Origin of the sequence: Luteibacter sp. UNC138MFCol5.1, assembly GCF_900110505.1 — a bacterium.
GTDB lineage: Bacteria > Pseudomonadota > Gammaproteobacteria > Xanthomonadales > Rhodanobacteraceae > Luteibacter.
In genome coordinates, this window is record NZ_FODZ01000005.1 from 41535 (window position 1) to 64617 (window position 23083).

Below are 23083 nucleotides of genomic sequence, written 5' to 3' on the forward strand. Positions count from 1 at the left end.
AGCCCGCTCGCGGGCGAACGGGTGCGCGCGGCAGGCCCCGTTCGCCCGCGAGCGGGCTTCCCACACCCAGGCTCCCCGGCGGAATCGCCCCCGGTCAGGGCACCACGAACGTCGCCACGACGTTCACGTTAGCGAAGTCCTTCACCGCCGCGAGGCGGATGTACCAGGTGCCGACCGACGGCGCCGGGACGACGATGCTTTCGGTGTTGCCGGGGCGCACCGAGCGGTAGCCGGCGTCGCTGCCGTCTTCCGCCGGGAGCCCACCGGCCTTCACGAACAGGGATGCGTCGCCCGTGCCGCCCACGCTGCGGATGACGAGGTTGCGGGCACCGGCGGGCACCTCGATGGAGAGCAGCACGCTGCTCCCGGCCGCCCGTTGCTGCGGCGGCGACAGACGTCCCTGCGCGAGCGCGACCACCTGCGGCGGCAGCGTCACGCCGAGCGCCGCGGCGACGGCGCCTTGCGCATCGAGGATGCCGGATCCCATCGGCCGGTCGATGGTCAGCGGGAACGGCCGCGCGCTGGAGGCAAGCATCGTCCGGATCGCCGCCGGCGACGGCGCCGGTAGGCCGGCCAGGCGCGTGGCGTCGAGCATCAGGGCGACGGTCGCGCTGACGTGGGGCGTGGCCTGCGACGTGCCCGCCATGCCGGCGTAGACGGAACCGCCGTCGGCCACCGATACCGGCGTGGTCGTGCCGTAGTTGTACGCCGCCCAGATGAAGCCGTTCGGCACCGACGGCGAGCCACCGAACCCGTCGTTCGGATAGATGCCGCCGCCCGGCGCCGACAACGTCACCGTCGAACCGAAGTTGGAATAGAACGCGCGACGTCCCGTGATGCCCGTGGCACCGACGCTGACCACGCCGGGGCAGCTCGCCGGCGTGTAGTTGCCGGCATCGTCCGCGGCGTTGCCGGCGGCGACCACCACGGTCGCACCGCGAGCGAGTGCATCGGCCACCGCGGCCGACGTGACGCCGTCGTATTCGCAGGGACCGCTGCCGCCGAGGCTCAGGTTGATGACGCTGGCGGGATGCGTGTTGTCGGGCACGCCGTCGACATGGCCACCCGCCGCCCAGACGATGGCGTCGGCGATGTCGGAGGTGTAGCCGCCGCAATGGCCGAGCGCGCGGATGGGAAGCACCTTCGCGCCCGGTGCGGCGCCGGCCATGCCGATGCCGTTGTTGGTGAGCTCGGACACGATGCCGGCCACGTTGGTGCCGTGCCAGCTGCTGAACTCCGCGGGATGGTCGTCGCTGGTGCATTCGCTCAGCCACGGCTCGTCGGTCGTCCAGTCGCCGATGTCCCAGCCGCCCGGCACCCGGCCTTCGGTGGCCCGTCCGGACACGAAGGGATCCACGATGAAATCGTAGCCTGCGTCGGCGAGCGACGTATCGAGGTCCTTATGCGCCGTGACACCCGTGTCGATCACGGCCACCGTCACGCCGCTGCCGTCGACGCCGGGAAACGCGCTCCAGACGCCCGGCAGGTTCGCGCCGCCCGTGGGATCGAAGAAATTCCACTGGGCGACCGTGTAGTTCGGATCGTCCGGCGGAGCTGCCGCGTCGGTGGCGCGCACGTCGCGGACGGCGTGCAGCAGGACGTCCGGCTCCACGTGGACGACGGCGGGATCGGCCGCGATCGCCTTCATCAGCGCCGTCGCTTCGCTCGCGCCCAGCTTGCGCGACACGCGAAACACGGTGCCGCCGACGGCCAGGCGCTGCAGGGTGCGCGCGGTGAGCGGCGCCGATGCCCGCGCGCGGCTGCCGGCGCTGCGCGAGACGGCCGCCGCGAACGACTGGCCGGCGATCGACGAGTCGCGACGTTCCGCGCTGCCGTCGCGGTAGCGCACGATGAAGCGGTCGACATGGCCATCGGCACGGATGCCGCCCAGGGCGACCTTGGCATCCGTCGTGGCGGCCAGCGCGAGGCCGGGGAGGCCGGCGAGGAGCGCGAGCGCCAGCACGCCGACGGAAAGGGAACGCGTCGTTTTCATGGAAGGTTTCCTCGGGGATCGTGGTGGGCGTGACGTCACAGGTCGACTCCGAAGCCGACACCGGCGGAGTTCTCGGAACCGCTGAAGGCGCCGCCGATGCTCATGCGCGTGCGCTCGCCCAGTTGCGTGGCGTAGCCGACCGCGAGCGCTTTCTGCCCGCTCTGCACGCCGGCGCCGACCGCGATGCGCCCGGCGCGCGAGGTGACGCCGCCCGCGTTGATCGCCATCTGCGTGCTCGCGGTGCTCATCGCGCCGATGCGATCGAGGCGGCGATCCACGGCGTGGAAGCGGTCGTCCATCTGCGTGAAGCGTTGATCGGTGTAACGCTTCGCGGTCTCGAGCGTGCTGCGGTCGCCCGTGTCGGCATAGCTTTTCGCCGACTGCAGCGCCTGGTCGACCTGTCCCACGTTGGCCGCGTCCGTCGCGGCCGTGCCGGCCGCCACCTGGGTGATGCGACGCTGCTGGCCCGCGTTGCCGACCGAGACCGTGTTGGCCTGGTCGGCGACCGAGTCCGCGCCGAGCGCGACGCTGTTCGCCGCGGTGCTCGACGCGCCCTGCCCCAATGCAGTGCCCGACGCCGCGGTGACGTGCGTGTCGGCACCCACGGCCACCGCGTTGGTGGCCGCGGCGTCGATCGTCGCGTTGCTGCCCACCGCCGTGCTGCCGTCCGCGCTGACCGTCGCGCCGGTGCCGATCGCTGTGTCGCGGCTGTCCTTCGCGACGCTGCCTTCGCCCAGCGACAGGCCGTTGCCGTGCCCGGGGCCGCCGTGTCCCGGTCCACCATGACCCGGCCCGCCCTGTCCGGGGCCGCCATCACCGACCTGCGCCTGCAGGTCCTGGATGTCCCGCAGCGCGCCCGTCAACGAGACGTCCAGCGCGGACAGCGCGTGGCCGACGTCCGAATACGGGTTGCCCTGGACGAGATACGCCGGTGCCGTCATCACGCCACCGGCGTACGACGCCCCGCCACCGAAGGCCGCCGCGATCGCGAGCCCGTTGAGTTCCGCGCCGCCCGTCACGCTCTGCAGCGCCGTGTTCATCTGCCCGACGTTCACCGCGTCGAAGTCGTCGGTGCCGGCGCGCACGTTGGTGATCTGCCGCGTATGCGCCTCGTGCACCTCGCCCTGATTGTCGGTCCACGCTTCGGACGTGCCGACCGAGACCGAGTCGTCGCGATCCGAACGCGATCCGGCACCGAGCGCGACGCTGTTGGCCCCGAGCGCGAGACTGCGCGCGCCGAAGGCGATGCCGTTGCCGAACGCCTGCGCGTGATCGCCGAACGCGATGGCGTAGTCGGCCGTTTCATAGGGGCTGGCGGCGCGACAGATCCAGCACGGCTCGTCGCCACCGCCGTCCGAGGGCGGCTCGGGACGCTGTCCGCCGGTGCGCGCTCCGAAGCCGAACGCCATGCTCGACCGGCCATCCGCCTGCGATTCGATGCCGATCGTCATCGCATAGTCGCTGAGCGCGGTGGACGGACCGATGGCGATCGCGCCCGTGTGCAGCGCCAGCGCCGAGAAGCCGATGGCCGTCGACGACGAGCCCGACGCGTACGCGTTGTTGCCGACCGCCGTGTCGTATCCGTACTGGCTGGAGGCATAGGCGTTGGCACCGATGGCGGTCGCGCCCTCGGCCAGCGCGTCCGCGCTGGCGCCGATCGAGACGGTGCCCTCGCCCAGGGCCTTCGCACCATTGCCCAGCGCCATGGCCACGAGTCCGTCCGCGCTCGCGTAGTTGCCGATGGCGATCGTCGCCGGTCCGAGCGACTGCGCCTGCAGGCCGACCGCCACCGCCTGGTCGCCGTACGCGTAGGCACCGGTGCCGACCGCGAGGCCGAAGTTGGATTCCGCGGTGGCACCCGCGCCCAGCGCCATCGCGGCGTAACCGCGCGCGCTCGTGCTCGCATCGATGAGGAAGCTGCCCGTCGGGTCGGGAATGGCGGCCGCGCCGCCGACGGCGATGGCGCCGGTCGCGGTGGCGAGGCTGCCGTAGCCGACAGCCACGCCGCTATCGCCCGTCGCGGTCGCGAGACTGCCCACGGCCGCGGCGCCGATGCCGGTGGAGAGACTGTAGGAGCCAAGCGCCACGGCATAATCGGCGAACGACTGGCTCGCATAGCCGAAGGCCGCGCTCGCGACGCCCATCGCCCCGCTCGCGGCGCCGACGGCGACACCCTGGGTGCCGGGCTCGACATAGGCGTCGTCGCTGCCGTCGCCCGCCCCGTCGACCGCCACGTAGCCATCGGCCGCGGCCGCCTGCGCACGCGCGGCGACCGCCGGCGTCGTCTTCACCTCATCGGCCATCGCCATCACGGGCAAGGCCGCCGCGACCGCCATTGCAATTCCAAGGCGCCCGAACGTCACATATGGATGTCCCACGTTTCCACTCCCCACGGAAAACGAATGAGGCGCCTGCCGCTTTCCCCCGGGAGTCCTTCCACGTGCAGGCGCCGGAATGTCCTGATCGACCGGCGTTGCGCCGGCATCGGGCCATCCTAGGGTTGTCATCCTCCCGTCACACGCACCGACGCTTACCGATGCTCACCGATCCTCTCCGACCTTCGAAATCCACCTTGCGCGACACGCTGCGCGGCGTCGTGCGCTGGCTGCGCGACGTGCCCGTCACCGATCCGATCGAGCGTCGCCACGCCCCGGTGCTGCAGGTCCTGATGGCGTTCATCCTCGTGACCGTTCCGGGCAACTGGGCCTATCACCTCGCGGTGGTGCGCACGCCGATGCGCCGGGACGTGATCGTGGACGTCGGCGTCGACGTGCTGGTGTGGAGCGCGGCCGCGTTCGCGTTGTGGCTGATCCGTCGCGGCGCCCTGCGACGCGCGACCTTCGTGTTCGTCGGCGCGATGCTGTTGTCGCTGACGACCATGTACGCGTCGATCGGCCTCACGCGCCAGCTGCTCGACCAGACCTATCCCGTGCTCACGATCGTGCTGGGCGGCCTCGTGCTCGGTCGGCGCGAGCTGTGGACGATCTACGCGCTGCTGATGGCCATGTTCTGCCTCGGCGGTCTCGTCGACGTCATGACCCTCTCGGGGCGCGCGTATCCGCGGCCGTGGATCGGCGCGGCCAACCTGCCGTCGCTGGCGATCAGCTACTTCGCGATCACGCTCGTGGTCGACCGCTGCGTCGCGGCCCTGCGCGGGGCGCTGGACGAGTCGCGCCGCCTGACGCGCGCGCTGGCGTCGAGCAACGCGACGCTGCGCGACGAGATGACGGCTCGCGAACGCGCGCAGGAAAACCTGCTGCACGCGCAGAAGATGGAAAGCGTGGGACGCCTCGCGGGTGGCGTGGCGCACGACTTCAACAACGTGCTCGCGGTGATCGAGGGCTACGCCGAGCAGGTGCAGGACAGCGCGGAGACGGCGCATCTGCGCGAGGCGGTGCAGGGCATGGCCGCCGCCGCGCGGCGCGGCTCCGCCGTGACACGCAAGCTGCTGAATTTCAGCCGCCGCGAGTCGATCCGGATGGAGGTGTTCGATGTCGCGGACGCGCTGCGCGACATCGCCCCCATGCTGCGCCAGCTGTTCGTCGACGGCAGTCGCGTCCGCATCGACGACGCGCTCGACACGCCTCGCCATGTGCGCATGGATCGCGGCCAGCTGGAGCTGTCGCTGCTGAACATCGCCGCGAACGCGCGCGACGCGATGGCATCGGGCGGACGTCTCGATGTCGGCCTGCGCGCCGTCCGCCACGCCGGCGTCGACGGTGTCGCCATCGAACTGCGCGACGAGGGCGAGGGCATGACGGAGGCGGTGCGCAGGCGCATCTTCGAGCCGTACTTCACCACCAAGCCCGCGGGCTCGGGCACGGGACTCGGCCTCGCGGTCGTGCGCGACGCGATGCATGCGGGCGGCGGCTGGATCGAGGTGGAGAGCGAGCCCGGCGAGGGCACGCGCTTCCGGCTGTGGCTACCCGCCGTCGCGGCGCCGGAGGTCCCGGAGCCCGCGTGCGCGGCGGTGCGCGTGTTGCTCGTCGAAGACGACGAAGACCTGCGCGAGCTGTTGCTCCACGCCCTGGACGACGCAGGCTGCGTCGCGATCGCCACCGACAACGCCACCGACGCGCTGCGCCTGCTGCGCGACGCGGGCGACTCGCTGCAGGTGATCGTCAGCGACTGCCACCTGCCCGGCACGGAGCATGGCCGGCTGGCGTGGCTCGACGCGGTCGACCTGCCCATCGTGCTGATCTCCGCCAGCGCGGAAGCGGAGGCCAGGCGTCTGCACGATGCCGGCAGGCACGTGAGCTGCCTGCCGAAGCCGTTCGCGCCGACGGCCCTCGTCGACCGCGTACGGCGCATGGCGGCGAACGCTCAGGCCAGCATGACGTAGCCGCTGCCGCGCACCGCGCGCAGCGGCAAGGCTTCGCCGCTGCGGTCGGCGATCTTGGCACGCAGGCGGTGGACCATCACCTCGAGACGATGCGGGTCGAAGTCGTAGATGTCGCCGGTCAGCGCCGCCGCCATGTCGTCGCGGCTCACCACCGCGCCCGGCGTCGCCATCAGCAGGGCGAGCACCTTGCGCTCGGCCTCGTTCAGCGCGACACGCCGGTCACCCGGCGAGACCAGGCACCAGCCATTCGCGTCGAGGCGCCAGCCGCCGCCCGGCGACGGCTCGGGGCGCAGGCGACGCAACAGGCTGTGCAGCGTCGCCGCGAGTTCGCCCAGATCGACGGGCTTGGCGAGATAGGCGTCGGCACCGTCGTTCAGGCCGCGAATGCGGTCGGCGCTACCGTTACGGCCCGTGAGCATCACGATGCCCACGCGCGACGCGCGACGCAGCCGCTGCGCGAGGTCGAAGCCATTCGTATCCGGCAGCCCGACGTCGAGGATCACGATGTCGAACGCGCCGCCGTCCATCGCGGCATCCAGCTCCGCCGCGCTGCCCAGTGCCACGCAGTCGAATCCGTACCCGCGCAGCCCGGGCATGAGGATACCGTCGCGCAACGCGAGGTCGTCCTCGACGAGGGCGATGCGCGGCGGATTCGTGGGGTCTCGCGAACTCATGCGGGCATTGATTAGACAGGCGGGCCCATCGTGTCAAGCAAAAGAAAACCCGCGCCATCGCTGGCGCGGGTTCGTCTTCATCCGTTGAAGGATGGGCTTACTTCTTCGCCGAGGCGTCGTGCGCTTCGGTGGTGATGCGGATCTTGATCTCGTCCGACACGTTCGGCACGTACTGACCGACGCCGAAGTCCGAGCGCTTGATCGTGGCGGTGGCGTCGAAGCCGACCGTCTGTACCTTCATCATCGGGTGCGGACCGGACTTGTTCAGCGTGACGTCGAGGGTGACCGGCTTGGTCACGCCGTGCACGGTGAGATCGCCCGTGACCTTCAGCTTGCCCTTGCCGGCCGGGACGACCTTGGTGCTCTTGAAGGTGACGTTCGGGTACTTGGCGGCGTCGAGGAAGTCGGCCGACTTCAGGTGCTCGTCGAGCTTCGGCACGAAGCTGTCGAGGCCCGACAGCGGCAGCGTGGCTTCGACGGTGGCCTTGGACGGGTCGGCCTCGTCGTAGACGAGCGTGCCGTCGACGTCGCCGAAGTTGGCCGACGGGTTGGAGAAGCCGAAGTGGTTCCAGCTGAACAGGACCATCGTATGGCCCGGGTCGAGCTTGTACGTGACCGGGGCGGCGACGGCGGTGCCGGCGGTGGCGAGCAGGCCCGCGAGGGCGACATAACGAAGGACGCGCATGGTGTGACTCCTGCAGTGAAGTTTAAGTACGGCCATGTAAAGGCGGCAGCATCGGGTCGCCGCCCGAAAGGTATCAGAGGATCTGGGCGGCGGCGTCGAACGCCAGGCGCGGGTTGCGCGGGAACAGGCCGTTTTCCGCGTCGCCGTAACCGATGTTGACCAGGAAGTTCGATTTCACCGGGGTGCCGGCGAAGAACTCGGCGTCGAGGCCCGCCTGGTCGTAGCCGGACATCGGGCCGCAATCGAGGCCCAGCGAGCGGGCGGCCAGGATCAGGTAGGCGCCCTGCAGCGAGCTGTTGCGGAACGCCGTCGCCTGGACCAGCGCCTCGTTGCCCACGAACCAGCTGCGGGCGTCGGCATGCGGGAACAGCTCGGGCAGCTTGTCGTAGAAGGCGAAGTCCGTCGCGACGATCGCGGTGACCGGCGCGGCCATCGTCTTGGCGAGGTTGCCCTCCGAGAGGAACGGGCGCAGGCGCTCCTTCGCGTCCTTCGAGCGGATGAACACCAGACGCATCGGCGAGGAGTTGGCGGAGGTCGGGCCCATCTTCACCAGGTCGTAGAGCTGGCGGAGCAACGCCTCGGGCACCTCCTTGTCCTGCCAGGCGTTGTAGGTGCGCGCGTTACGAAAGATCTGATCGAGCGCGGCATCGTTCAGCGGAGAGCTCATGGGTATCCTTGTACAGTGGCGGTACGCCGGATCGCCGGCACCGTGAGAGTGTAAGCGCCACGACGCGCGAATGAACGGTCAGCCAGGGAACGAACTGTGCCGAAATCGACAACAATCCACCGCACGGTGCGGCCATGAACGGCCTGCCACGCGACGCCTGCTGGGTCCTGACGGATGGCGCGGCCGGCAATCGGCGGCAGGCCCTCGCCCTCGCCGAGGCGCTGACCCCGTCGTTCCGCGAAATCGCCATCGATCTGCGCGCGCCATGGTCCTGGCTGGCGCCGCGCCTCTTGCCGGGGCCGCGAATGGCGCTGGCGCGCGGCGAGGACGCCCTGCTTCCGCCCTGGCCGCGGCTCGCCATCGGATGCGGCAGGCAGGCCGCCTGGGCGACGCGGCTGATCCGCCGCTGGTCGGCCGGCGCGACCCTCGCGGTGCAGATCCTCGATCCGCGCATCGATACCGCGCACTGGGATCTGGTCGTGGCGCCGCGGCACGACGGCCTGCGTGGCGACAACGTGCTCTCGCCGCTCGGGTCGCTGCATCCCATCGACGACGCATGGCTCGAGGACGGACGCGCGGGGTTCCCGTCGTTCGGGGAGCTGCCGCGGCCGCGCCTCGGCGTGCTGATCGGTGGCGACCGGCACGGCGCACCCGCGGATCCGCGTGCCTTCGACGCGTTCCTCGCCGCGGTGCGCGCGCGACATGTCTCGGAGGGAGGCTCGGTGCTCGCCGTCGCGTCGCGGCGGACGCCGGCCGCCTTCCTGCCGCGCCTTCGGGAAGCCTTCGCGGGTGTCCCTGGTCTGGTGTGGACCGGGACGGCCGACGGACCCAATCCTTATCCCGGCATCCTTGGCTGGGCGGACCGGCTCGTCGTGACGCCGGATTCGGTGAACATGCTGTCGGAGGCCTGCGCCACGGGTCGTCCGGTGCATACGGTGGTGTCCTCGCCGTTGCCGCCGAAGCTGGAGCGCTTCCATGCCGAACTTCACGCGGCGGGGCTGCTGCATGCCATCGATGCGGCGACGCCCGATCGGCAGCCGGCACTGCGCGAGACGGCGACGATCGCGGCGGAAGTGCGGCGGCATCTGGGGCCTGGCTGAAGCGTACGGCGTCAACCGCTCTCGGCCCGCTGCCGCGGGATCGCCGATACGATCGGCTCCCACCAGGCCCGCTGCCGCGGGATCGCCGTCAGGCGTCGACGTAGCGGGCGGCGTCGCCGACCCAGCGCGCGATGAGGCGTTCGCAACGATCCGGATGGTGTTTCATCATGGCCTCGGCCACGCGCTGCACGTCGGGCATCAGGTGCGCGTCGCGCGCGAGGTCGGCGATGCGGAACTGCAGCTGGCCCGTCTGGCGCGTGCCGAGCACTTCGCCCGGGCCGCGCAGTTCCAGATCCTTCTCCGCGATGCGGAACCCGTCGTTCGTCTCGCGCATCACCTGCAGGCGCTCCTTCGCCAGGCGCGACAGCGGCGTCTGGTAGAGCAGCACGCAGTTCGAGGCGACCGACCCGCGTCCCACGCGACCACGCAGCTGGTGCAGCTGCGCGAGGCCGAGGCGCTCGCTGTTCTCGATGACCATGAGGCTCGCGTTCGGTACGTCGACGCCCACCTCGATCACCGTCGTGGCGACGAGCACCGAGAGTTCGCCGGCCTTGAAGGCGTCCATCACGGCCTGCTTTTCCTTCGGCTTCATGCGGCCGTGGATCAGGCCGACCGCGAGGTCGGGCAACGCGGTGGTCAGCTCCGCATGCGCGACCTCGGCCGCCTGCGCGACGAGCTGTTCGGATTCCTCGATCAGCGTGCACACCCAGTAGACCTGGCGACCCTGCATGCACGCGGCATGGATGCGCTCCATCACGTCGTAGCGGCGCTCGCTTGAGATCGCGGAGGTCTGCACCGGCGTGCGACCCGGCGGCAGCTCGTCGATGGACGAGACATCGAGGTCGGCGTAGGCGCTCATGGCCAGCGTGCGCGGAATCGGCGTCGCGGTGAGTACCAGCTGGTGCGGGATGAGTTCGCCCTCCGCACCCTTGTCGCGCAGCGCGAGGCGCTGGTGCACGCCGAAGCGGTGCTGCTCGTCGACGATCACGAGGCCGAGCTTCGCGAACGCCACGCCCTCCTGCATCAGGGCGTGCGTACCGACGACGACGTGCGCGCTGCCGTCGGCGGCATGCCCGAGCGCCGTCTTGCGCGCCCTGCCCTGCACCTTGCCGGCCAGCCACTCGACCTTGAGACCCAGCGGTTCGAGCCAGGCGCGAAAATTGCGCAGGTGCTGCTCGGCCAGCAGCTCGGTCGGCGCCATCAGCGCGACCTGGTAGCCGGCCTCCACCGCCGCCACCGCGGCGAGCGCGGCCACGACGGTCTTGCCGCTGCCGACGTCGCCCTGCACGAGGCGGAGCATCGGGTGCGCGCGCACGAGATCGCGTGCGACCTCCTGCGACACGCGCGACTGCGCCGCCGTGAGCGCGAACGGGAGCCCGGCGAGCAGGCGATCGCGCAACGCACCGGCGCTCTTCAGCGCGGGCGCCTTGCGCTTCTTCACCGCGGCGCGCATGCGTCGCAGCGTGAGGTGCTGCGTCAGCAGTTCTTCGAACGCGAGGCGTTTCTGCGCGGGATGCGCGCCTTCGCCGAGCTGGCGCAGGTCGACTTCCGGCGGCGGACGATGCACGTAGAGCAGGGCGTCGCGCAGCGACGTCATGCCCGGCGGCAGGCCCGCGTCGTCGGGAATGAGTTCCAGCCGATCGTCGGCGGGCAGATGCGTCAGCGCGCGCGACACGACGCCCGCGAGGCGTCGCGGCCCGAGGCCTTCCGTCGTCGGATAGACCGGCGTGAGGCGCTCGTCGACCACCACGGGATCGTCCGGCTCGATCCGCTGGTATTGCGGATGCACCATCTCCAGACCCTGCGGGCCCTGGCGCACTTCGCCGAAGCAGAGCAGGCGCGCGCCCTTGGGCAACTGGTCGACCTGCGACTTGCGGAAGTGGAAGAACCGCAGCAGGAGCGCCCTGCCCGATTCGTCGCCGACGATCACCTTCAGCTGCGGGCGGAAGCGGAAGCCGCGCTCCACGAAGTCCACGGTACCCTCGACCTGCGCGCGGTCGCCCGGGCGCAGGTCGCCGATCGGCACCACGCGGGTGCGATCCTCGTAACGCAGCGGCAGGTGGAACCAGAGATCCTGCACGGTGCGCAGGCCCAGCCTGCCGAGCGTTTCGGCAAGCGCGGGACCGACGCCCCCGAGCGTCGTCAGGGGCGCATGGGCCGCGTCCGCGGGTGGCGCGACAGTGATCGGGGCCAGGCTACGGGGCACGGCGGTCGCTGGCGGACTCAGGGCAGGACGAGGATCGCGTCGACTTCGACGTTCGCGCCCTTCGGCAGTGCGGAGACTTCGATCGTCGACCGCGCCGGGTACGGCTGCTGGAAGTACTCGGCCATCACGGCGTTCACCGCGGCGAAGTCGCCGAGGTCGGTGACGTAGATGCCCACGCGCACGATGTCGGACAGCTTGCCGCCGGCCGCTTCGGCGACCGCGACCAGGTTGTCGAAGACACGGCGGGTCTGCGTCGTGATGTCGCCTTCGACGAGGTTGCCCGTCGCCGGATCGAGCGGGATCTGGCCCGAGAAGTACACGGTGTTGCCGGCGCGCACGGCCTGCGAGTACGGGCCGATGGCCGAAGGCGCCTTGTCGGTGGCGATGGTGCTGCGGGTCATGTGTCGTCCTCGATGGGGTATCGGGACAGTCTATCGTCAGAGGGGGTGGCGATACACGCCGCTGACGACACCCGTGCGGCGCACGCGACGCATGACGTCCGCGAGATGCTTGCGGTCCTTCACCTCGATGGCGAAGAGCAGCGTCGCGGCCGTGCTATCGCGCTCGATGTACTCGACGTTCTCGATGTTCGAGCCGGCGTCGGCGATCGCCGCCGCGACCGTGGCGAGCACGCCCGGACGGTTGAGCACCTCGATGCGCAGTTCGGCGCGGTAGTCGCCCGACACGTCGCGATCCCATTCGATGGCGACGATGCGCTCCGGCGTCTTGCGGAACTCGGCGACGTTCGGGCACTCCACGCGGTGGACCACGATGCCCTTGCCAGACGAGAGGAAACCGACGATCTCGTCGCCCGGCAGCGGGTGGCAGCAGTTACCGAAGCTGAGGACGCCACGCTCCGCACCGCTGATGCGGATCTTCTCCGCCGCGTGCTCGGCATGCGCGTGGGGTTCGTCCTCGCGGGGACCGAGCAGCCCCATCAGCTGCGTCGCGACCTGGTCGGCGAAGCGGTTGCCCAGCGCGATCTCCGAGAGCAACTCTTCGAGCCGCTTGAGCTTGGCCTCGTCGAGGAAACGGTCGAGCACGCCGGCGGGGATCGAGTCGAGGCTCGTGCCCCGCGCGTCGAGCGCGCGATCGAGCATGCGATGACCGAAATCGACGGCGTCCTCGTGCTGGAGATGCTTGAGGTACTGCCGGATCGCGGTGCGGGCCTTGCCGGTGACCACGGCCTCGAGCCATGCCGGGTTCGGCACGGCCGACGGCGCGGTGATGATCTCCACCTGCTGCCCGGAGACGAGGCGCGTGCGCAGCGGGACGAGTTTCTTGTCGACGCGCGCGGCGACCGCGTGGTCGCCGACGTCGGTGTGCACGGCGTAGGCGAAGTCGAGCGCCGTGGCGTTGCGCGGCAGCGAGAAGATGTCGCCGCGCGGCGTGAACAGATAGACCTCGTCCGGGAAGAGGTCGATCTTCACCGCCTCGAGGAACTCCGACGCCGAGGGCGTGTTGGCCTGGCTGTCGGCCAGCGCGGAGAGCCATTCGCGGGCGCGCGCCTGCGCGCTGTTCGCGGGGCCCGAATCGCTCTTGTATGCCCAGTGGGCCGCGACGCCCCGCTCCGCGACGGATTCCATCTCCGAGGTACGGATCTGGATCTCGATCGGCGCGCCGAACGGCCCGAGCAGCACGGTGTGCAGCGACTGGTAGCCATTGCCCTTGGGAATGGCGATGAAATCCTTGAAGCGGCCGTCGACCGGCTTGTACAGGCCGTGCACGGCGCCGAGCGCCATGTAGCAGTGCATGGCGGAATCGGTGATGACACGGAAACCGTAGACGTCCATCAGCTGCGCGAACGACTTGTGCTCGCTGCGCATCTTCGAATAGATGCTCCAGGCCGACTTGATGCGGCTGACGGCGCGGCCGGGGATCTTCTCCGCGGCGAGGCGGCCCTCGAGCGCCATCTCGATCTTGGCCATCGCTTCGCGGCGATTGCCGAGCGCGGCGCGGATGCGCTCGCCGATGATGCGGTGGCGATCCGGATACAGCGCCTTGAAGCCGAGGTCCTGCAGCTCGGCCTTGAACTTGTTCATGCCGAGGCGCTGCGCGATCGGCGCGTAGATCTCGAGCGTTTCGCGCGCGATGCGACGGCGCGAGTCGGAATCCTTCGCGCCGAGCGTGCGCATGTTGTGCAGGCGGTCGGAGAGCTTGATCAGGATGACGCGCAGATCGCGCGCCATCGCCAGGAGCATCTTGCGGAAGCTCTCGGCGTCGGCCTCGGCGCGGCTGGAAAAGCGCATCTTGTCGAGCTTGGTGACGCCGTCGACCAGCTCGGCCACCGTCTCGCCGAACTCGCCGGCGAGTTCCGGCCGTTCGAGGCGGGTGTCCTCGAGGGTGTCGTGCAGGATCGCCGCGATGATCGTCTCGGCGTCGAGGCCGAGGTCCGCGAGCACCTGCGCCACCGCGACCGGATGCGTGATGTACGGCTCGCCGGACTTGCGCGTCTGGCCTTCGTGCGCCGCCGCGCCGACGAGGAACGCGCGGCGGATGCGCATCACCTGATCGTGCGGCAGATACGCGCCCACGCGCTCTTCCAGCGCCTGCACATACGGAGGCACTGGTCCGTCATCGACCACGTCGGTCAGCTTTTTCGCAGGGATGACTTCCATGGAAGGATCGATCGCCTCAGAGGGCGACGCCTCCCGCGCGCGGCTTCAGCGGCCGCGCATCAACGTGCGCGGAATACGGATGAATGCAGGGCCGACAGCGACCCGGCGTCATCAGTCATCTCCACCCTTCGAGAGGTCGTCGTCCACTTCGGTGGCGGCCCACTCGAGGGCTTCACGCTCGGCGCGTTCACGCGCGGCGCGGTCGATTTCGTCGATCATGTCGTCGTTGACGCGACGCGCGGCGATCTCGCGCAGGGCGAGCACGGTCGGCTTGTCGTTGTTCGGATCGAGCGTCGGCTCGGCGCCCTTGGACAGCTGACGGGCGCGCTTGGTCGCCATGAGCACGAGCTCGAAGCGGTTGTCGACTACCTCGAGGCAGTCCTGGACGGTAATACGGGCCATTTCAAATCCTTGACAATAAAGACACTTCTGACCGTGCAGTTTACCGGTCCGGCCCGTTGGCTGGCAATCGGGGTAGGGGTATCATGCGCGGTTCTGACCAGGACGGACGGCTTTTAGTGCAAATAATAAAACCGCGCGGTACACTAAACCACCGCCCCACCCCTAAAGCCCCAGCGATGCGCCCCACGACCCCGCACCGGATTGCCCGGACCGCCCGTACCCTCCTCGGCCTCGTGGCCGTCGCGCTGCTCGCGGCCTGTCACGTCGCCCCGCCACGCACCGACGACCCGAACGAGAAGTTCAACCGCAAGGTGTACGCGTTCAACGACAAGCTCGACAAGGCGGTCATCCGCCCGGTCGCGGTCGGCTACCGGAAGGTCACGAACCCGCCGGTGCGCACGGCGATCAGCGACTTCTACACCAACATCCGCCTGCCGATCACGGTCGCCAACGACCTGCTCCAGTTCCGTCCGAAGCAGGCGCTGCAGACGACTGGCCGCTTCGTGGTGAACCTGACGATCGGCTTCCTCGGCTTCAAGGATCCCGCCAGCCTGCTGGGCATCCCGCTGGAAGACAACGACTTCGGCGTGACGCTGGCCCGCTGGGGCGTGCCCGAGGGCGACTACCTCGTGCTGCCGTTCGTCGGCCCGACCACGGTCCGCGACGTCTGGCGCCTGCCGGTCGACAGCTACTTCTTCGACCCACTCAGCTATTACAGCCGCAACCACGACTTCAAGTACGGCCAGCAGTACGTGCCGCAGCTGCTCTACCTCGTGACCCTGCGCTCGCGCGGCATCGACGCGGAGAGCTTCCTCGCCTCGGCCTACGACCCGTACGTCTTCGTGCGCGACGCCTACCGCCAGCAGCGCCTGTACAACATCTACTACGGCAACCCGCCGGCCTCGGCGATCGAGGAGATGCAGGGCCTGAACGACGACCAGGGCTTCGACCCGGACAAGCTCCTCCAGGAGCAGCACTCCTGGGAAAAGCAGAACGACCCCAAGGTCGAATGAAGAAAGGGCCCCTCGGGGCCCTTTCTTTTTGACGGCGTCCTGGCGACTCAGGCCTTGCGGCGGCCGCTGATCCGGACCCAGTCCTCCATCGTGCGCACGTCCAGGTCATCGAACCACTCGGCGTAACGCACCAGCAGTTCCTCGTGCTGGCCCTGCAGGATGCCGGAGAGGGCGAACGGCGCGCCGGGCTTCACGGCCGCGGCGAACGTCGGGGCCAGTTCGCCCAGCGGGCCGGCGAGGATGTTCGCGACGAGGACGTCGGCGGGCACGGCGGGAGCTTCGCCGGGAAGGTAGACCTGGAGGTCCGCGTCGACGTCGTTGCGCTCCGCGTTGTCGCGCGAGGCGAGCAGCGCCTGCGGATCGTTGTCGATGCCCACCGCCCGCGACGCGCCGAGCTTCAGCGCGGCGATGGCGAGGATGCCGGAGCCGCAGCCGTAGTCCAGGACGGTCTTGCCGGCCAGCTGCTGGCCGTCGAGCCACTCGAGGCACATCGCCGTCGTGGGATGGGTGCCGGTGCCGAACGCGAGGCCGGGATCGAGGCGCACGACGACGATGTCGCCCTCCACCGGAGGCTCGATGTTCCACGGATAGACCCACAGGCGCCGGCCGAACGGCATCGGCTTGAACTGGTCCATCCACGCGCGCTCCCAGTCCTGGTCGTCGACGACGCGCCAGACGATGTTGGCGGGCTCGATGAACGGCAGGTCGTCGGCGATCGCGGCGGTGAGGCCGCGCCGGTCGGCATCGGCGTCGAACAGCGCGTTGAGCACGATCTGGTTCCACAGCGGAATCTCGCCGACGCCCGGTTCGAAGATCGCTTCCTCGTCGGGCGTCTCGGCGTCGGCGTCCTGCAGCGTGATGGAAAGCGCGCCGAGGTCTTCGAGCGCGGTTTCGACGCGCGGCTGTTCGGCGGCACGGATCGTCAGGGAAAGTTCGAGCCAGGGCATGGACGGGACCATCGGGGAAGCGGGGCCTCATTCTAGCCGCGCAAGGACGCGGCGCGGCCGTTATGATCGGCCGATGTATACGCAGTGCCCCGAGTGCCTCACCGTCTACAAGCTGGAAGCCGAGCTGCTGGTGCCCGCCTGCGGCTGCCTGCGTTGCGGCCATTGCGAGACCGTCTTCAACGCGCTCGGGACGCTCGCCGGCCAGCTGCCTCCGGAGCCCTTCACGCGACTGGAGGAGCACGCGCTGGATCGCGAGCCGCCGCTCGCCGACGTGGCGGTGTTCCGGCCGCGCCCCGAGCCGAAGCCGGTGCCGGAGCCCTGGACGGAAGCGCCCGCCGACGCGGCCCAGGCCGTCACGGACGAAGCGGTCGCGACGGAGGACGCGGTCGAGGAGGATTTCTCGCAGCTGACGTTCACACCACGCTTCGCGCGCGCGAAGCGACGCTCGTGGCGCACCGCCGCGTGGATCGCGACGTGCACGGTGCTGGTGCTCGGTCTCGGCGCGCAACTGGCCTGGGCGAAACGCGACGTGCTGATCGCCGACGCGACGGTGGGGCCGATGCTCGCGAGCGGTTGCGCGATGGTGGGCTGCCATCTTCCGCTCGTCGCGGCGCCGTCGCAATTGCGCCTGCTCGCGCGCGACGTCGAACAGCATCCGTCCGTCACCGACGGCCTGCTCATCACGGCGAGCGTGCGCAACGACGCGACGTTCGCCCAACCGTATCCCGTCGTCACGATCGCGCTCTCCGACGCCGAAGGCCATCGCCTGGCGATGCGCCGCTTCCAGCCCGAGGACTACGTGGGCGACGCCGGCACCCGTTCACGCGGCATGGCGGCGGGCGCCACCTCGGCGATGGTGTTCGAAGTGCAAGACCCGGGCCAGCGGGCCGTCGCTTTCGCCTTCAGCTTCGACTGAGCCGTTCGAAAAAATTTCTTTTTGCAAGTCTGCAATTCGCTCCCGGGGGCGAGTAGACTTGGTCCCCTTCGCGACTTCGCGGCCGTCCGGAAGGACGCGCCCCGAGCGCACATCCAAGCGACCGAAACGAACACGAACCGACCGAGGCGACCGCTTCGGCCTGCGAGAGGGGAATGCCTTGAACGCTGTGAGACTGACTGCTGTCGAGGCTGCCAACGAAACCTCCATGCAGAGTGCCCTCAGCGAATGCGTCAGCCGCACGGTCCGTCGCTACCTGGCCGACATCGGTGACACCGAGTTCGGCGAAGGCCTGCATGCCCTCGTGATCCGTGAAGTCGAAGGTCCCCTGCTGCGCGAAGTGCTCGCCTTCCACGAAGGCAACCAGAGCCGCGCCGCCGTGGCGCTCGGCATCAACCGCGCCACCCTGCGCAAGAAGCTCGCCGCGCACGGCATTTCCTGATCCGGCCACCCGCCGGGCCGCGCGGACGTCCGGGCGGCTATAATGGCGCGCTTTCCTCCCCGGAAGTGCCCATGTCCACGCCCGATCTCGTTCCCGTCCGCCGTGCGCTCGTCAGCGTGTCCGACAAGCAGGGCCTGACGGAACTCGCCCGTCGCCTCGTCGCCGCGAACGTCGACATCCTCTCCACCGGTGGCTCCGCGAAGGCGCTGCGCGACGCGGGCATCCCCGTGCGCGACGTCGGCGACCTCACCGGCTTTCCCGAGATCATGGCCGGCCGCGTGAAGACGCTGCACCCGCGCGTGCACGGTGGTCTGCTCGGCCGCCGCGGTACCGACGACGCCGTCATGGCCGAACACGGCATCCTGCCGATCGACCTGCTGGTGCTGAACCTCTATCCGTTCGAGCGCACGGTCGCCGATCCGGCGTGCACGCTGGAAGACGCCATCGAGAACATCGACATCGGCGGCCCCGCGATGCTTCGCGCGGCGGCGAAGAACTGGAACGACGTCGGCGTGCTCACGGATCCCGCGCAGTACGACGAGGCGCTCGCCGAGATCGAAGGCAAGGGCGGCCTGACCCGCGCGACGCGCTTCCGTCTTTCCGTCGCGGCGTTCAATCGCGTGTCGAACTACGACGGCGCGATCAGCGACTACCTATCGGGCGTCACGCTCGACGAGACCCACACGAAGATCGCGGGCCGCAACGAATTCCCGGAGCAGTCGAACGGCCGCTTCGTGAAGGTGATGGACCTGCGCTACGGCGAGAATCCGCACCAGGCCGGCGCGTTCTACCGCGACCTGTATCCCGCGCCGGGCACGCTCGCGACGTTCCGCCAGCTGCAGGGCAAGGAACTCTCGTTCAACAACATCGCCGACGCGGATGCCGCGTGGGAATGCGTGCGCCAGTTCGACGCCCCCGCCTGCGTGATCGTGAAGCACGCGAACCCGTGCGGCGTCGCCGTCGCGGCGGACCCGCTGACCGCCTATGAACTCGCCTATGCGACCGATCCGACCTCGGCGTTCGGCGGCATCATCGCGTTCAACCGCCCTCTCGATGCCGAGACGGCGCGCACGATCCTGAAGCGCCAGTTCGTCGAGGTGCTGATCGCCCCGCAGGTCGACGCGGGCGCCGTGGAGGAAGCGGCGAAGAAGGCGAACGTCCGCGTGCTGGAGATTCCGCCAGGCGACGGCCGCAACACCCACGACGTGAAGCGCGTCGGCTCGGGCCTGCTGGTACAGACGGCCGACCATCGCCAGGTGCGGCGGGACGAGCTCAAGGTCGTCAGCAAGCGCCAGCCGACGACGGCCGAACTCGACGACCTGCTGTTCGCCTGGCGCGTGGCGAAGATGGTCAAGTCCAACGCGATCGTCTACGCGAAGGACAACCGCACGATCGGTATCGGCGCGGGCCAGATGAGCCGCGTCGTCAGCGCGAAGATCGCGGGCCTCAAGGCCGAGGAAGCCGGGCTCGTGGTGCCGGGCAGCGCGATGGCCTCCGATGCGTTCTTCCCGTTCCGCGACGGCATCGACGCCGCCGCCGCGGCGGGCATCCGCGCCGTGATCCAGCCGGGCGGCTCGATGCGCGACAACGAGGTGATCGCCGCGGCCGACGAGCACGACATGGCGATGGTGTTCACGGGCGTGCGGCACTTCCGCCACTGAGGCGATCCCGGATCGCCGATGCGATCGACTCCCACCCTTCGGCAGGCACGTCGCTGCCGAAGGGTGACTCAGCGCACGGCGGCCTTCAGGCGCGCTCCTTCCTCGCGGCGCAACGCGTAACGTCGCGCCAGCACCGCGCAGGTCATCAGCTGGATCTGGTGGAACAGCATGATCGGCAGCACGATCAGGCCCAGCGGATGGCCGGCGAAGAGCACCTTCGCCATCGGCACGCCCGAGGCGAGGCTCTTCTTCGAGCCGCAGAAGACGATCGTGATCTCGTCCTCCTTCGAAAAGCCGAGCGCGCGCGAACCGTAGCGGGTGATCAGCAGCGCGCAGGCCAGGAGCACCGCGTTGACCACGATCAGCCCGGCGAGGACGGGCACGGGCAACTGATGCCACAGACCCTGCAGCACCGCCGCGCTGAACGCGGTGTACACCACCAGCAGGATCGAACCGCGATCGACGTACGTGAGCAGCGCGGCATGGCGCGTCACCCAGCCGCCGATCCAGCGCTGCGCCACCTGCCCCGCGACGAACGGGACGAACAGCTGCAGCACGATGGCGCCGATCGAATCCCACGAAAGCGCGCCCTGCCCCGATCCCGCGATCAGCACGCCCACCAGCAACGGCGTGATGAAGATGCCCAGCATGCTCGACGCCGATGCGGACACGATCGCCGCCGGCACGTTGCCGCGCGCGATCGACGTGAACGCGATGGACGACTGCACGGTGGACGGCAGCGTGCACAGGAACAGGATGCCCAGGTAAAGATCGGGCGACACGAGCGGCGCCAGCACGGGCTTCAGCACCAGGCCGAGCAGCGGGAACAGCACGAACGTGCTGGCGAGCACCGTGAGGTGGAGCCGCCAGTTCGTCATGCCGGCCACCACCGCGGCGCGCGACAGCTTCGCGCCATGCAGGAAGAACAGCAGCGCGATCGCGAGGTCCGTGACGACTCCGAAGACGCTGGCGACCGCCCCTCGGCACGGGAGAACGCTGGCGAGCAGCACCGTCGCGATCAGCGAAAGGGTGAATCCATCGGGCAGGAAGCGGCGCATGGCGGCGTGTCGGTCGGCGCGGGAGTGGAGACTATTGCAACGCCGGACGATCCATAAGGCAAATCGTTTTATCTGATTCGGTGATAGATTTACGGCATGAATGTCTCGATGCGCCAGCTTCGCGCCTTCCTCGCCGTGGCCGGCCATCGCCATTTCCGCCGGGCCGCGGACGCCCTGCATCTCACGCAGCCCGCGGTGAGCCGGCTCATCGCCGATCTCGAAGCCGAACTCGACGTGCGGCTGTTCGACCGCAGCACGCGCGAGGTGGTGCCGACGGAAGCCGGTCGCTACCTCGAACAGGCCCTGTCGCGCGTGCTCGACGAGCTGGACGGCGTGCTCGCGCACGCCCGGGCGCAGGCGGACCCGCTCCGGGGCCGGGTACGCATCGCGGCCGTGCCGACTCTTTCCGCCGCGCTCGTCCCGCTGGGCATCGCGCGCTGCGCGAAGGACCATCCTTCGCTGGAGATCCTGCTGCGCGATCAGACGCAGGCGCAGGTGCTCGACGCGGTGCGGGGTGGCGAGGTCGATTTCGGTCTCAGCGTCGAACCGGCCACCGCGGAGGAGTTCGACACGGAGACGATCCTTCGCGATCCTTTCCGCTTCGTCTGTCGCGAGGATCACCCGCTGGCGTCGAGAAGCGCCGTGGCGTGGAAGGCGCTGGCGCACGAAGACCTCGTGCTGCTCGACCACGCCTCCGGCAGCCGCCGCCTGATCGACACCGCCTTCGCGTCGCGCGGCCTAGCGGTGAACGTGACCCTGGAGGTCGGCCATCCGCACACGGCGTTCCGCATGGTCGAGGCCGGGCTCGGCGTCACGGTCACGCCCGCGCTCTCGCTGGACGCGATGCGGCCGGGGCTGGTCGCGCTGCGCCTCAACCCCGAGGTGCATCGCGAGGTGACGCTCGTTCGCAGGCGGGCGCGTTCGCTGTCGCCACCCGCCCAGACGGCGTGGGACACCTTCCGGGACGCCGCGCTCACGCTGGCTTGAGCGACCGCGCGGCATCGTCCGGTTTTGACCCGACGGAGGATCGCGATGGCGTACCAGCTCTATTACTGGACGGGCCTGCAGGGACGCGGCGAGTTCGTCCGCCTGTGCCTCGAGGACGCCGCGGCGCCCTACGTCGACGTGGCGCGCGAGCAAGGCGACGACGCCATCATGCCGTTCCTCGACGGCGAGCACGCGGGCGCCCTGCCCTTCGCGCCGCCGTTCCTGAAGTCCGGCCGGCTGGTGATCGCGCAGGTGGCGAACATCCTGCATTACCTCGGACCCAGGCACGGCCTCGTGCCCGAAGGCGAGGCGGCCGCGCTCTATGCGCACCAGCTGGAACTGACGATCACGGACTTCGTCGCGGAGGTGCACGACACGCACCATCCGGTATCGTCGTCCGAGTATTACGAGGACCAGCGCGACGAGGCGAAGCGGCGCGCGAAGGATTTCCGCGAGAACCGCGTGCCGAAGTTCCTGGGCTATTTCGAGAAGGCGATCGACCGCGGCGGCGGCCGCTTCCCGCTACGCCAGCATTCCTATGTCGACCTGTCGCTGTTCCAGGTGATGGCCGGCCTCGACTACGCGTTCCCGAAGGCGATGGCCAGGCAGAAGGTGCCGCTGCTGCGCGACCTCGCGAAGCGCGTCGCCGACCGGCCGAACATCGCCGCCTACCTCGCCTCGGAACGGCGGATCCCGTTCAACACGAACGGGATCTTCCGGCATTACCCGGAGCTCGACGGGTAACGCCACTCAGTTGGAATCGACCGGCTTCGGCGCGTTGCCCCACTCGTAGACCTTGTACTCGGTGGGGCGGACACCGTTCTGCATGGTGCCCCGGAGCGTGCGATTGCCCGCGTCGTCGACGTCGTAGTACTGCGGGATGCCGTTCTTCGGGACGACGACCACCTGGTAGAGCTTGCCGTTCTGGCGGAACTCCTGAATCTTGTTCTCGCCCTCCTGCTTCTCCACGATCTCCGGCACGCCGTCCGAACCCAGGTCCGGCAGGTTGGCGGCGGAGACCTTCGAGCCCTGCGCGTCGGACGTGGCCGGCGTGGACTTGTACTGGTCGGCGTCCTGAGCCTGGTCGTAGGGCACGGGACGGGGGATCGGCTTCTGCCCCGAGCGGTCCGGCTCGCCCGGCTGATGGCCCGGATCGTTGAGCGCCGGCGGCGGCAGGGCCTTCAGCTTGGGATCCGTGGCGTTCTGGGCGGCGGCAGGGAGCGCCAGGGCCAGGGCAAGCGCGGCGACGAGAGCGTGCGAGCGGTTCATGGAGGGTCTCCGTACGGGGAGTCGAGGATAGCAATTCCCACGCCCGCGGCGGCGTGAACGGACGCCCCACGCGGGGCCGTGAGAG

Annotated in this window: 20 protein-coding genes; 8 read left to right on the forward strand and 12 right to left on the reverse strand. The window is 69.7% G+C overall.

From position 1 onward, the window contains the following. Nucleotides 1–94 precede the first annotated feature (94 nt). Together BMY69_RS14355 and BMY69_RS14360 are read right to left on the reverse strand one after the other, a co-directional pair. Nucleotides 95–1993 (reverse strand): S8 family serine peptidase, encoded by a 1899-nt coding sequence (locus tag BMY69_RS14355; protein ID WP_090179529.1) that lies wholly within the window; start codon nt 1991–1993, stop codon nt 95–97. A gap of 35 nt (nt 1994–2028) precedes the next feature. Further along, complete coding sequence (locus BMY69_RS14360; protein WP_143070482.1) at nt 2029–4329, reverse strand: YadA-like family protein; 2301 nt, start codon at nt 4327–4329, stop codon at nt 2029–2031. A 236-nt stretch (nt 4330–4565) separates the two neighbouring features. Here BMY69_RS14360 and BMY69_RS14365 point away from each other — a divergent pair, with 236 nt between their 5' ends. After that, nucleotides 4566–6335, forward strand: a complete 1770-nt coding sequence (locus tag BMY69_RS14365) for a hybrid sensor histidine kinase/response regulator (RefSeq protein WP_143070483.1) — start codon at nt 4566–4568, stop codon at nt 6333–6335. On the opposite strand, the gene BMY69_RS14370 is transcribed toward BMY69_RS14365, so the two are convergent. From BMY69_RS14370 to BMY69_RS14380, 3 genes are all read right to left on the reverse strand, one after another. After that, on the reverse strand, nt 6317–7009 hold the full coding sequence (locus tag BMY69_RS14370) for a response regulator transcription factor (RefSeq protein WP_090179537.1): 693 nt from the start codon (nt 7007–7009) through the stop codon (nt 6317–6319). The two genes, BMY69_RS14365 and BMY69_RS14370, sit on opposite strands and share 19 nt — an antisense overlap. A 97-nt stretch (nt 7010–7106) precedes the next feature. Further along, complete coding sequence (locus BMY69_RS14375) at nt 7107–7694, reverse strand: YceI family protein (RefSeq protein ID WP_090057226.1); 588 nt, start codon at nt 7692–7694, stop codon at nt 7107–7109. A 73-nt stretch (nt 7695–7767) separates the two neighbouring features. Then, nucleotides 7768–8361 carry a malonic semialdehyde reductase gene (locus tag BMY69_RS14380; protein WP_090179539.1) on the reverse strand — a complete coding sequence of 198 codons (594 nt, stop codon included), beginning with the start codon at nt 8359–8361 and terminating at the stop codon, nt 7768–7770. Between the two features lie 134 nt (nt 8362–8495). On the opposite strand from BMY69_RS14380, the gene BMY69_RS14385 reads away from it, so the two are divergent. Further along, nucleotides 8496–9461 (forward strand): mitochondrial fission ELM1 family protein, encoded by a 966-nt coding sequence (locus BMY69_RS14385; RefSeq protein WP_090179542.1) that lies wholly within the window; start codon nt 8496–8498, stop codon nt 9459–9461. Nucleotides 9462–9549: 88 nt separating this feature from the next. Here the strand turns inward: BMY69_RS14385 and recG are convergent, their stop codons facing one another. The 4 genes from recG to rpoZ form a co-directional block, all read right to left on the reverse strand. After that, complete coding sequence (gene recG, locus BMY69_RS14390) at nt 9550–11655, reverse strand: ATP-dependent DNA helicase RecG (RefSeq protein WP_090180003.1); 2106 nt, start codon at nt 11653–11655, stop codon at nt 9550–9552. 29 nt (nt 11656–11684) lie between these two features. Then, a complete protein-coding gene (locus BMY69_RS14395) occupies nt 11685–12068 on the reverse strand; it encodes a RidA family protein (RefSeq protein WP_090179544.1) in 384 nt (127 codons plus the stop codon). Between the two features lie 36 nt (nt 12069–12104). Then, on the reverse strand, nt 12105–14285 hold the full coding sequence (locus BMY69_RS14400) for a RelA/SpoT family protein (protein ID WP_090057234.1): 2181 nt from the start codon (nt 14283–14285) through the stop codon (nt 12105–12107). 111 nt (nt 14286–14396) lie between these two features. Then, complete coding sequence (gene rpoZ / locus BMY69_RS14405; protein ID WP_090057237.1) at nt 14397–14687, reverse strand: DNA-directed RNA polymerase subunit omega; 291 nt, start codon at nt 14685–14687, stop codon at nt 14397–14399. 176 nt (nt 14688–14863) lie between these two features. On the opposite strand from rpoZ, the gene BMY69_RS14410 reads away from it, so the two are divergent. Further along, complete coding sequence (locus tag BMY69_RS14410) at nt 14864–15700, forward strand: MlaA family lipoprotein (protein WP_090057239.1); 837 nt, start codon at nt 14864–14866, stop codon at nt 15698–15700. A 47-nt stretch (nt 15701–15747) separates the two neighbouring features. On the opposite strand, the gene prmA is transcribed toward BMY69_RS14410, so the two are convergent. After that, nucleotides 15748–16647, reverse strand: a complete 900-nt coding sequence (gene prmA, locus BMY69_RS14415) for a 50S ribosomal protein L11 methyltransferase (RefSeq protein WP_090179547.1) — start codon at nt 16645–16647, stop codon at nt 15748–15750. A gap of 73 nt (nt 16648–16720) precedes the next feature. Here prmA and BMY69_RS14420 point away from each other — a divergent pair, with 73 nt between their 5' ends. The 3 genes from BMY69_RS14420 (at nt 16721) to purH (ending at nt 19684) form a co-directional block, all read left to right on the forward strand. Beyond that, the gene (locus tag BMY69_RS14420; protein ID WP_090179549.1) at nt 16721–17563 is read left to right on the forward strand and encodes a zinc-ribbon and DUF3426 domain-containing protein; all 843 of its coding nucleotides are present in this window, start codon (nt 16721–16723) and stop codon (nt 17561–17563) included. Between the two features lie 226 nt (nt 17564–17789). Next, nucleotides 17790–18023, forward strand: a complete 234-nt coding sequence (locus BMY69_RS14425; RefSeq protein ID WP_090057246.1) for a helix-turn-helix domain-containing protein — start codon at nt 17790–17792, stop codon at nt 18021–18023. Nucleotides 18024–18094: 71 nt separating this feature from the next. Continuing rightward, nucleotides 18095–19684, forward strand: a complete 1590-nt coding sequence (gene purH / locus BMY69_RS14430; RefSeq protein WP_090179551.1) for a bifunctional phosphoribosylaminoimidazolecarboxamide formyltransferase/IMP cyclohydrolase — start codon at nt 18095–18097, stop codon at nt 19682–19684. 68 nt (nt 19685–19752) lie between these two features. On the opposite strand, the gene BMY69_RS14435 is transcribed toward purH, so the two are convergent. Further along, a complete protein-coding gene (locus BMY69_RS14435) occupies nt 19753–20742 on the reverse strand; it encodes a bile acid:sodium symporter family protein (RefSeq protein WP_090179554.1) in 990 nt (329 codons plus the stop codon). Between the two features lie 96 nt (nt 20743–20838). Here BMY69_RS14435 and BMY69_RS14440 point away from each other — a divergent pair, with 96 nt between their 5' ends. Continuing rightward, the gene (locus tag BMY69_RS14440; RefSeq protein WP_090179556.1) at nt 20839–21729 is read left to right on the forward strand and encodes a LysR family transcriptional regulator; all 891 of its coding nucleotides are present in this window, start codon (nt 20839–20841) and stop codon (nt 21727–21729) included. 45 nt (nt 21730–21774) lie between these two features. Continuing rightward, nucleotides 21775–22473 (forward strand): glutathione S-transferase, encoded by a 699-nt coding sequence (locus BMY69_RS14445; protein ID WP_090179558.1) that lies wholly within the window; start codon nt 21775–21777, stop codon nt 22471–22473. Between the two features lie 6 nt (nt 22474–22479). On the opposite strand, the gene BMY69_RS14450 is transcribed toward BMY69_RS14445, so the two are convergent. Further along, nucleotides 22480–22998: a DUF2782 domain-containing protein gene (locus BMY69_RS14450; protein ID WP_177191187.1), complete on the reverse strand. Its 519-nt coding sequence runs from the start codon at nt 22996–22998 to the stop codon at nt 22480–22482. Nucleotides 22999–23083 lie beyond the last annotated feature (85 nt).

Bases quoted from the DNA above. Each gene is read 5' to 3' on its own strand.
- BMY69_RS14355 (WP_090179529.1), bottom strand. From the start codon at position 1,993: ATGAAAACGACGCGTTCCCTTTCCGTCGGCGTGCTGGCGCTCGCGCTC.
- BMY69_RS14360 (WP_143070482.1), bottom strand. From the start codon at position 4,329: ATGGCGGTCGCGGCGGCCTTGCCCGTGATGGCGATGGCCGATGAGGTG.
- BMY69_RS14370 (WP_090179537.1), bottom strand. From the start codon at position 7,009: ATGAGTTCGCGAGACCCCACGAATCCGCCGCGCATCGCCCTCGTCGAG.
- BMY69_RS14375 (WP_090057226.1), bottom strand. From the start codon at position 7,694: ATGCGCGTCCTTCGTTATGTCGCCCTCGCGGGCCTGCTCGCCACCGCC.
- BMY69_RS14380 (WP_090179539.1), bottom strand. From the start codon at position 8,361: ATGAGCTCTCCGCTGAACGATGCCGCGCTCGATCAGATCTTTCGTAAC.
- BMY69_RS14385 (WP_090179542.1), top strand. From the start codon at position 8,496: ATGAACGGCCTGCCACGCGACGCCTGCTGGGTCCTGACGGATGGCGCG.
- BMY69_RS14395 (WP_090179544.1), bottom strand. From the start codon at position 12,068: ATGACCCGCAGCACCATCGCCACCGACAAGGCGCCTTCGGCCATCGGC.
- BMY69_RS14400 (WP_090057234.1), bottom strand. From the start codon at position 14,285: ATGGAAGTCATCCCTGCGAAAAAGCTGACCGACGTGGTCGATGACGGA.
- rpoZ (WP_090057237.1), bottom strand. From the start codon at position 14,687: ATGGCCCGTATTACCGTCCAGGACTGCCTCGAGGTAGTCGACAACCGC.
- BMY69_RS14410 (WP_090057239.1), top strand. From the start codon at position 14,864: ATGCGCCCCACGACCCCGCACCGGATTGCCCGGACCGCCCGTACCCTC.
- prmA (WP_090179547.1), bottom strand. From the start codon at position 16,647: ATGCCCTGGCTCGAACTTTCCCTGACGATCCGTGCCGCCGAACAGCCG.
- BMY69_RS14420 (WP_090179549.1), top strand. From the start codon at position 16,721: ATGTATACGCAGTGCCCCGAGTGCCTCACCGTCTACAAGCTGGAAGCC.
- BMY69_RS14425 (WP_090057246.1), top strand. From the start codon at position 17,790: ATGCAGAGTGCCCTCAGCGAATGCGTCAGCCGCACGGTCCGTCGCTAC.
- purH (WP_090179551.1), top strand. From the start codon at position 18,095: ATGTCCACGCCCGATCTCGTTCCCGTCCGCCGTGCGCTCGTCAGCGTG.
- BMY69_RS14435 (WP_090179554.1), bottom strand. From the start codon at position 20,742: ATGCGCCGCTTCCTGCCCGATGGATTCACCCTTTCGCTGATCGCGACG.
- BMY69_RS14440 (WP_090179556.1), top strand. From the start codon at position 20,839: ATGAATGTCTCGATGCGCCAGCTTCGCGCCTTCCTCGCCGTGGCCGGC.
- BMY69_RS14445 (WP_090179558.1), top strand. From the start codon at position 21,775: ATGGCGTACCAGCTCTATTACTGGACGGGCCTGCAGGGACGCGGCGAG.
- BMY69_RS14450 (WP_177191187.1), bottom strand. From the start codon at position 22,998: ATGAACCGCTCGCACGCTCTCGTCGCCGCGCTTGCCCTGGCCCTGGCG.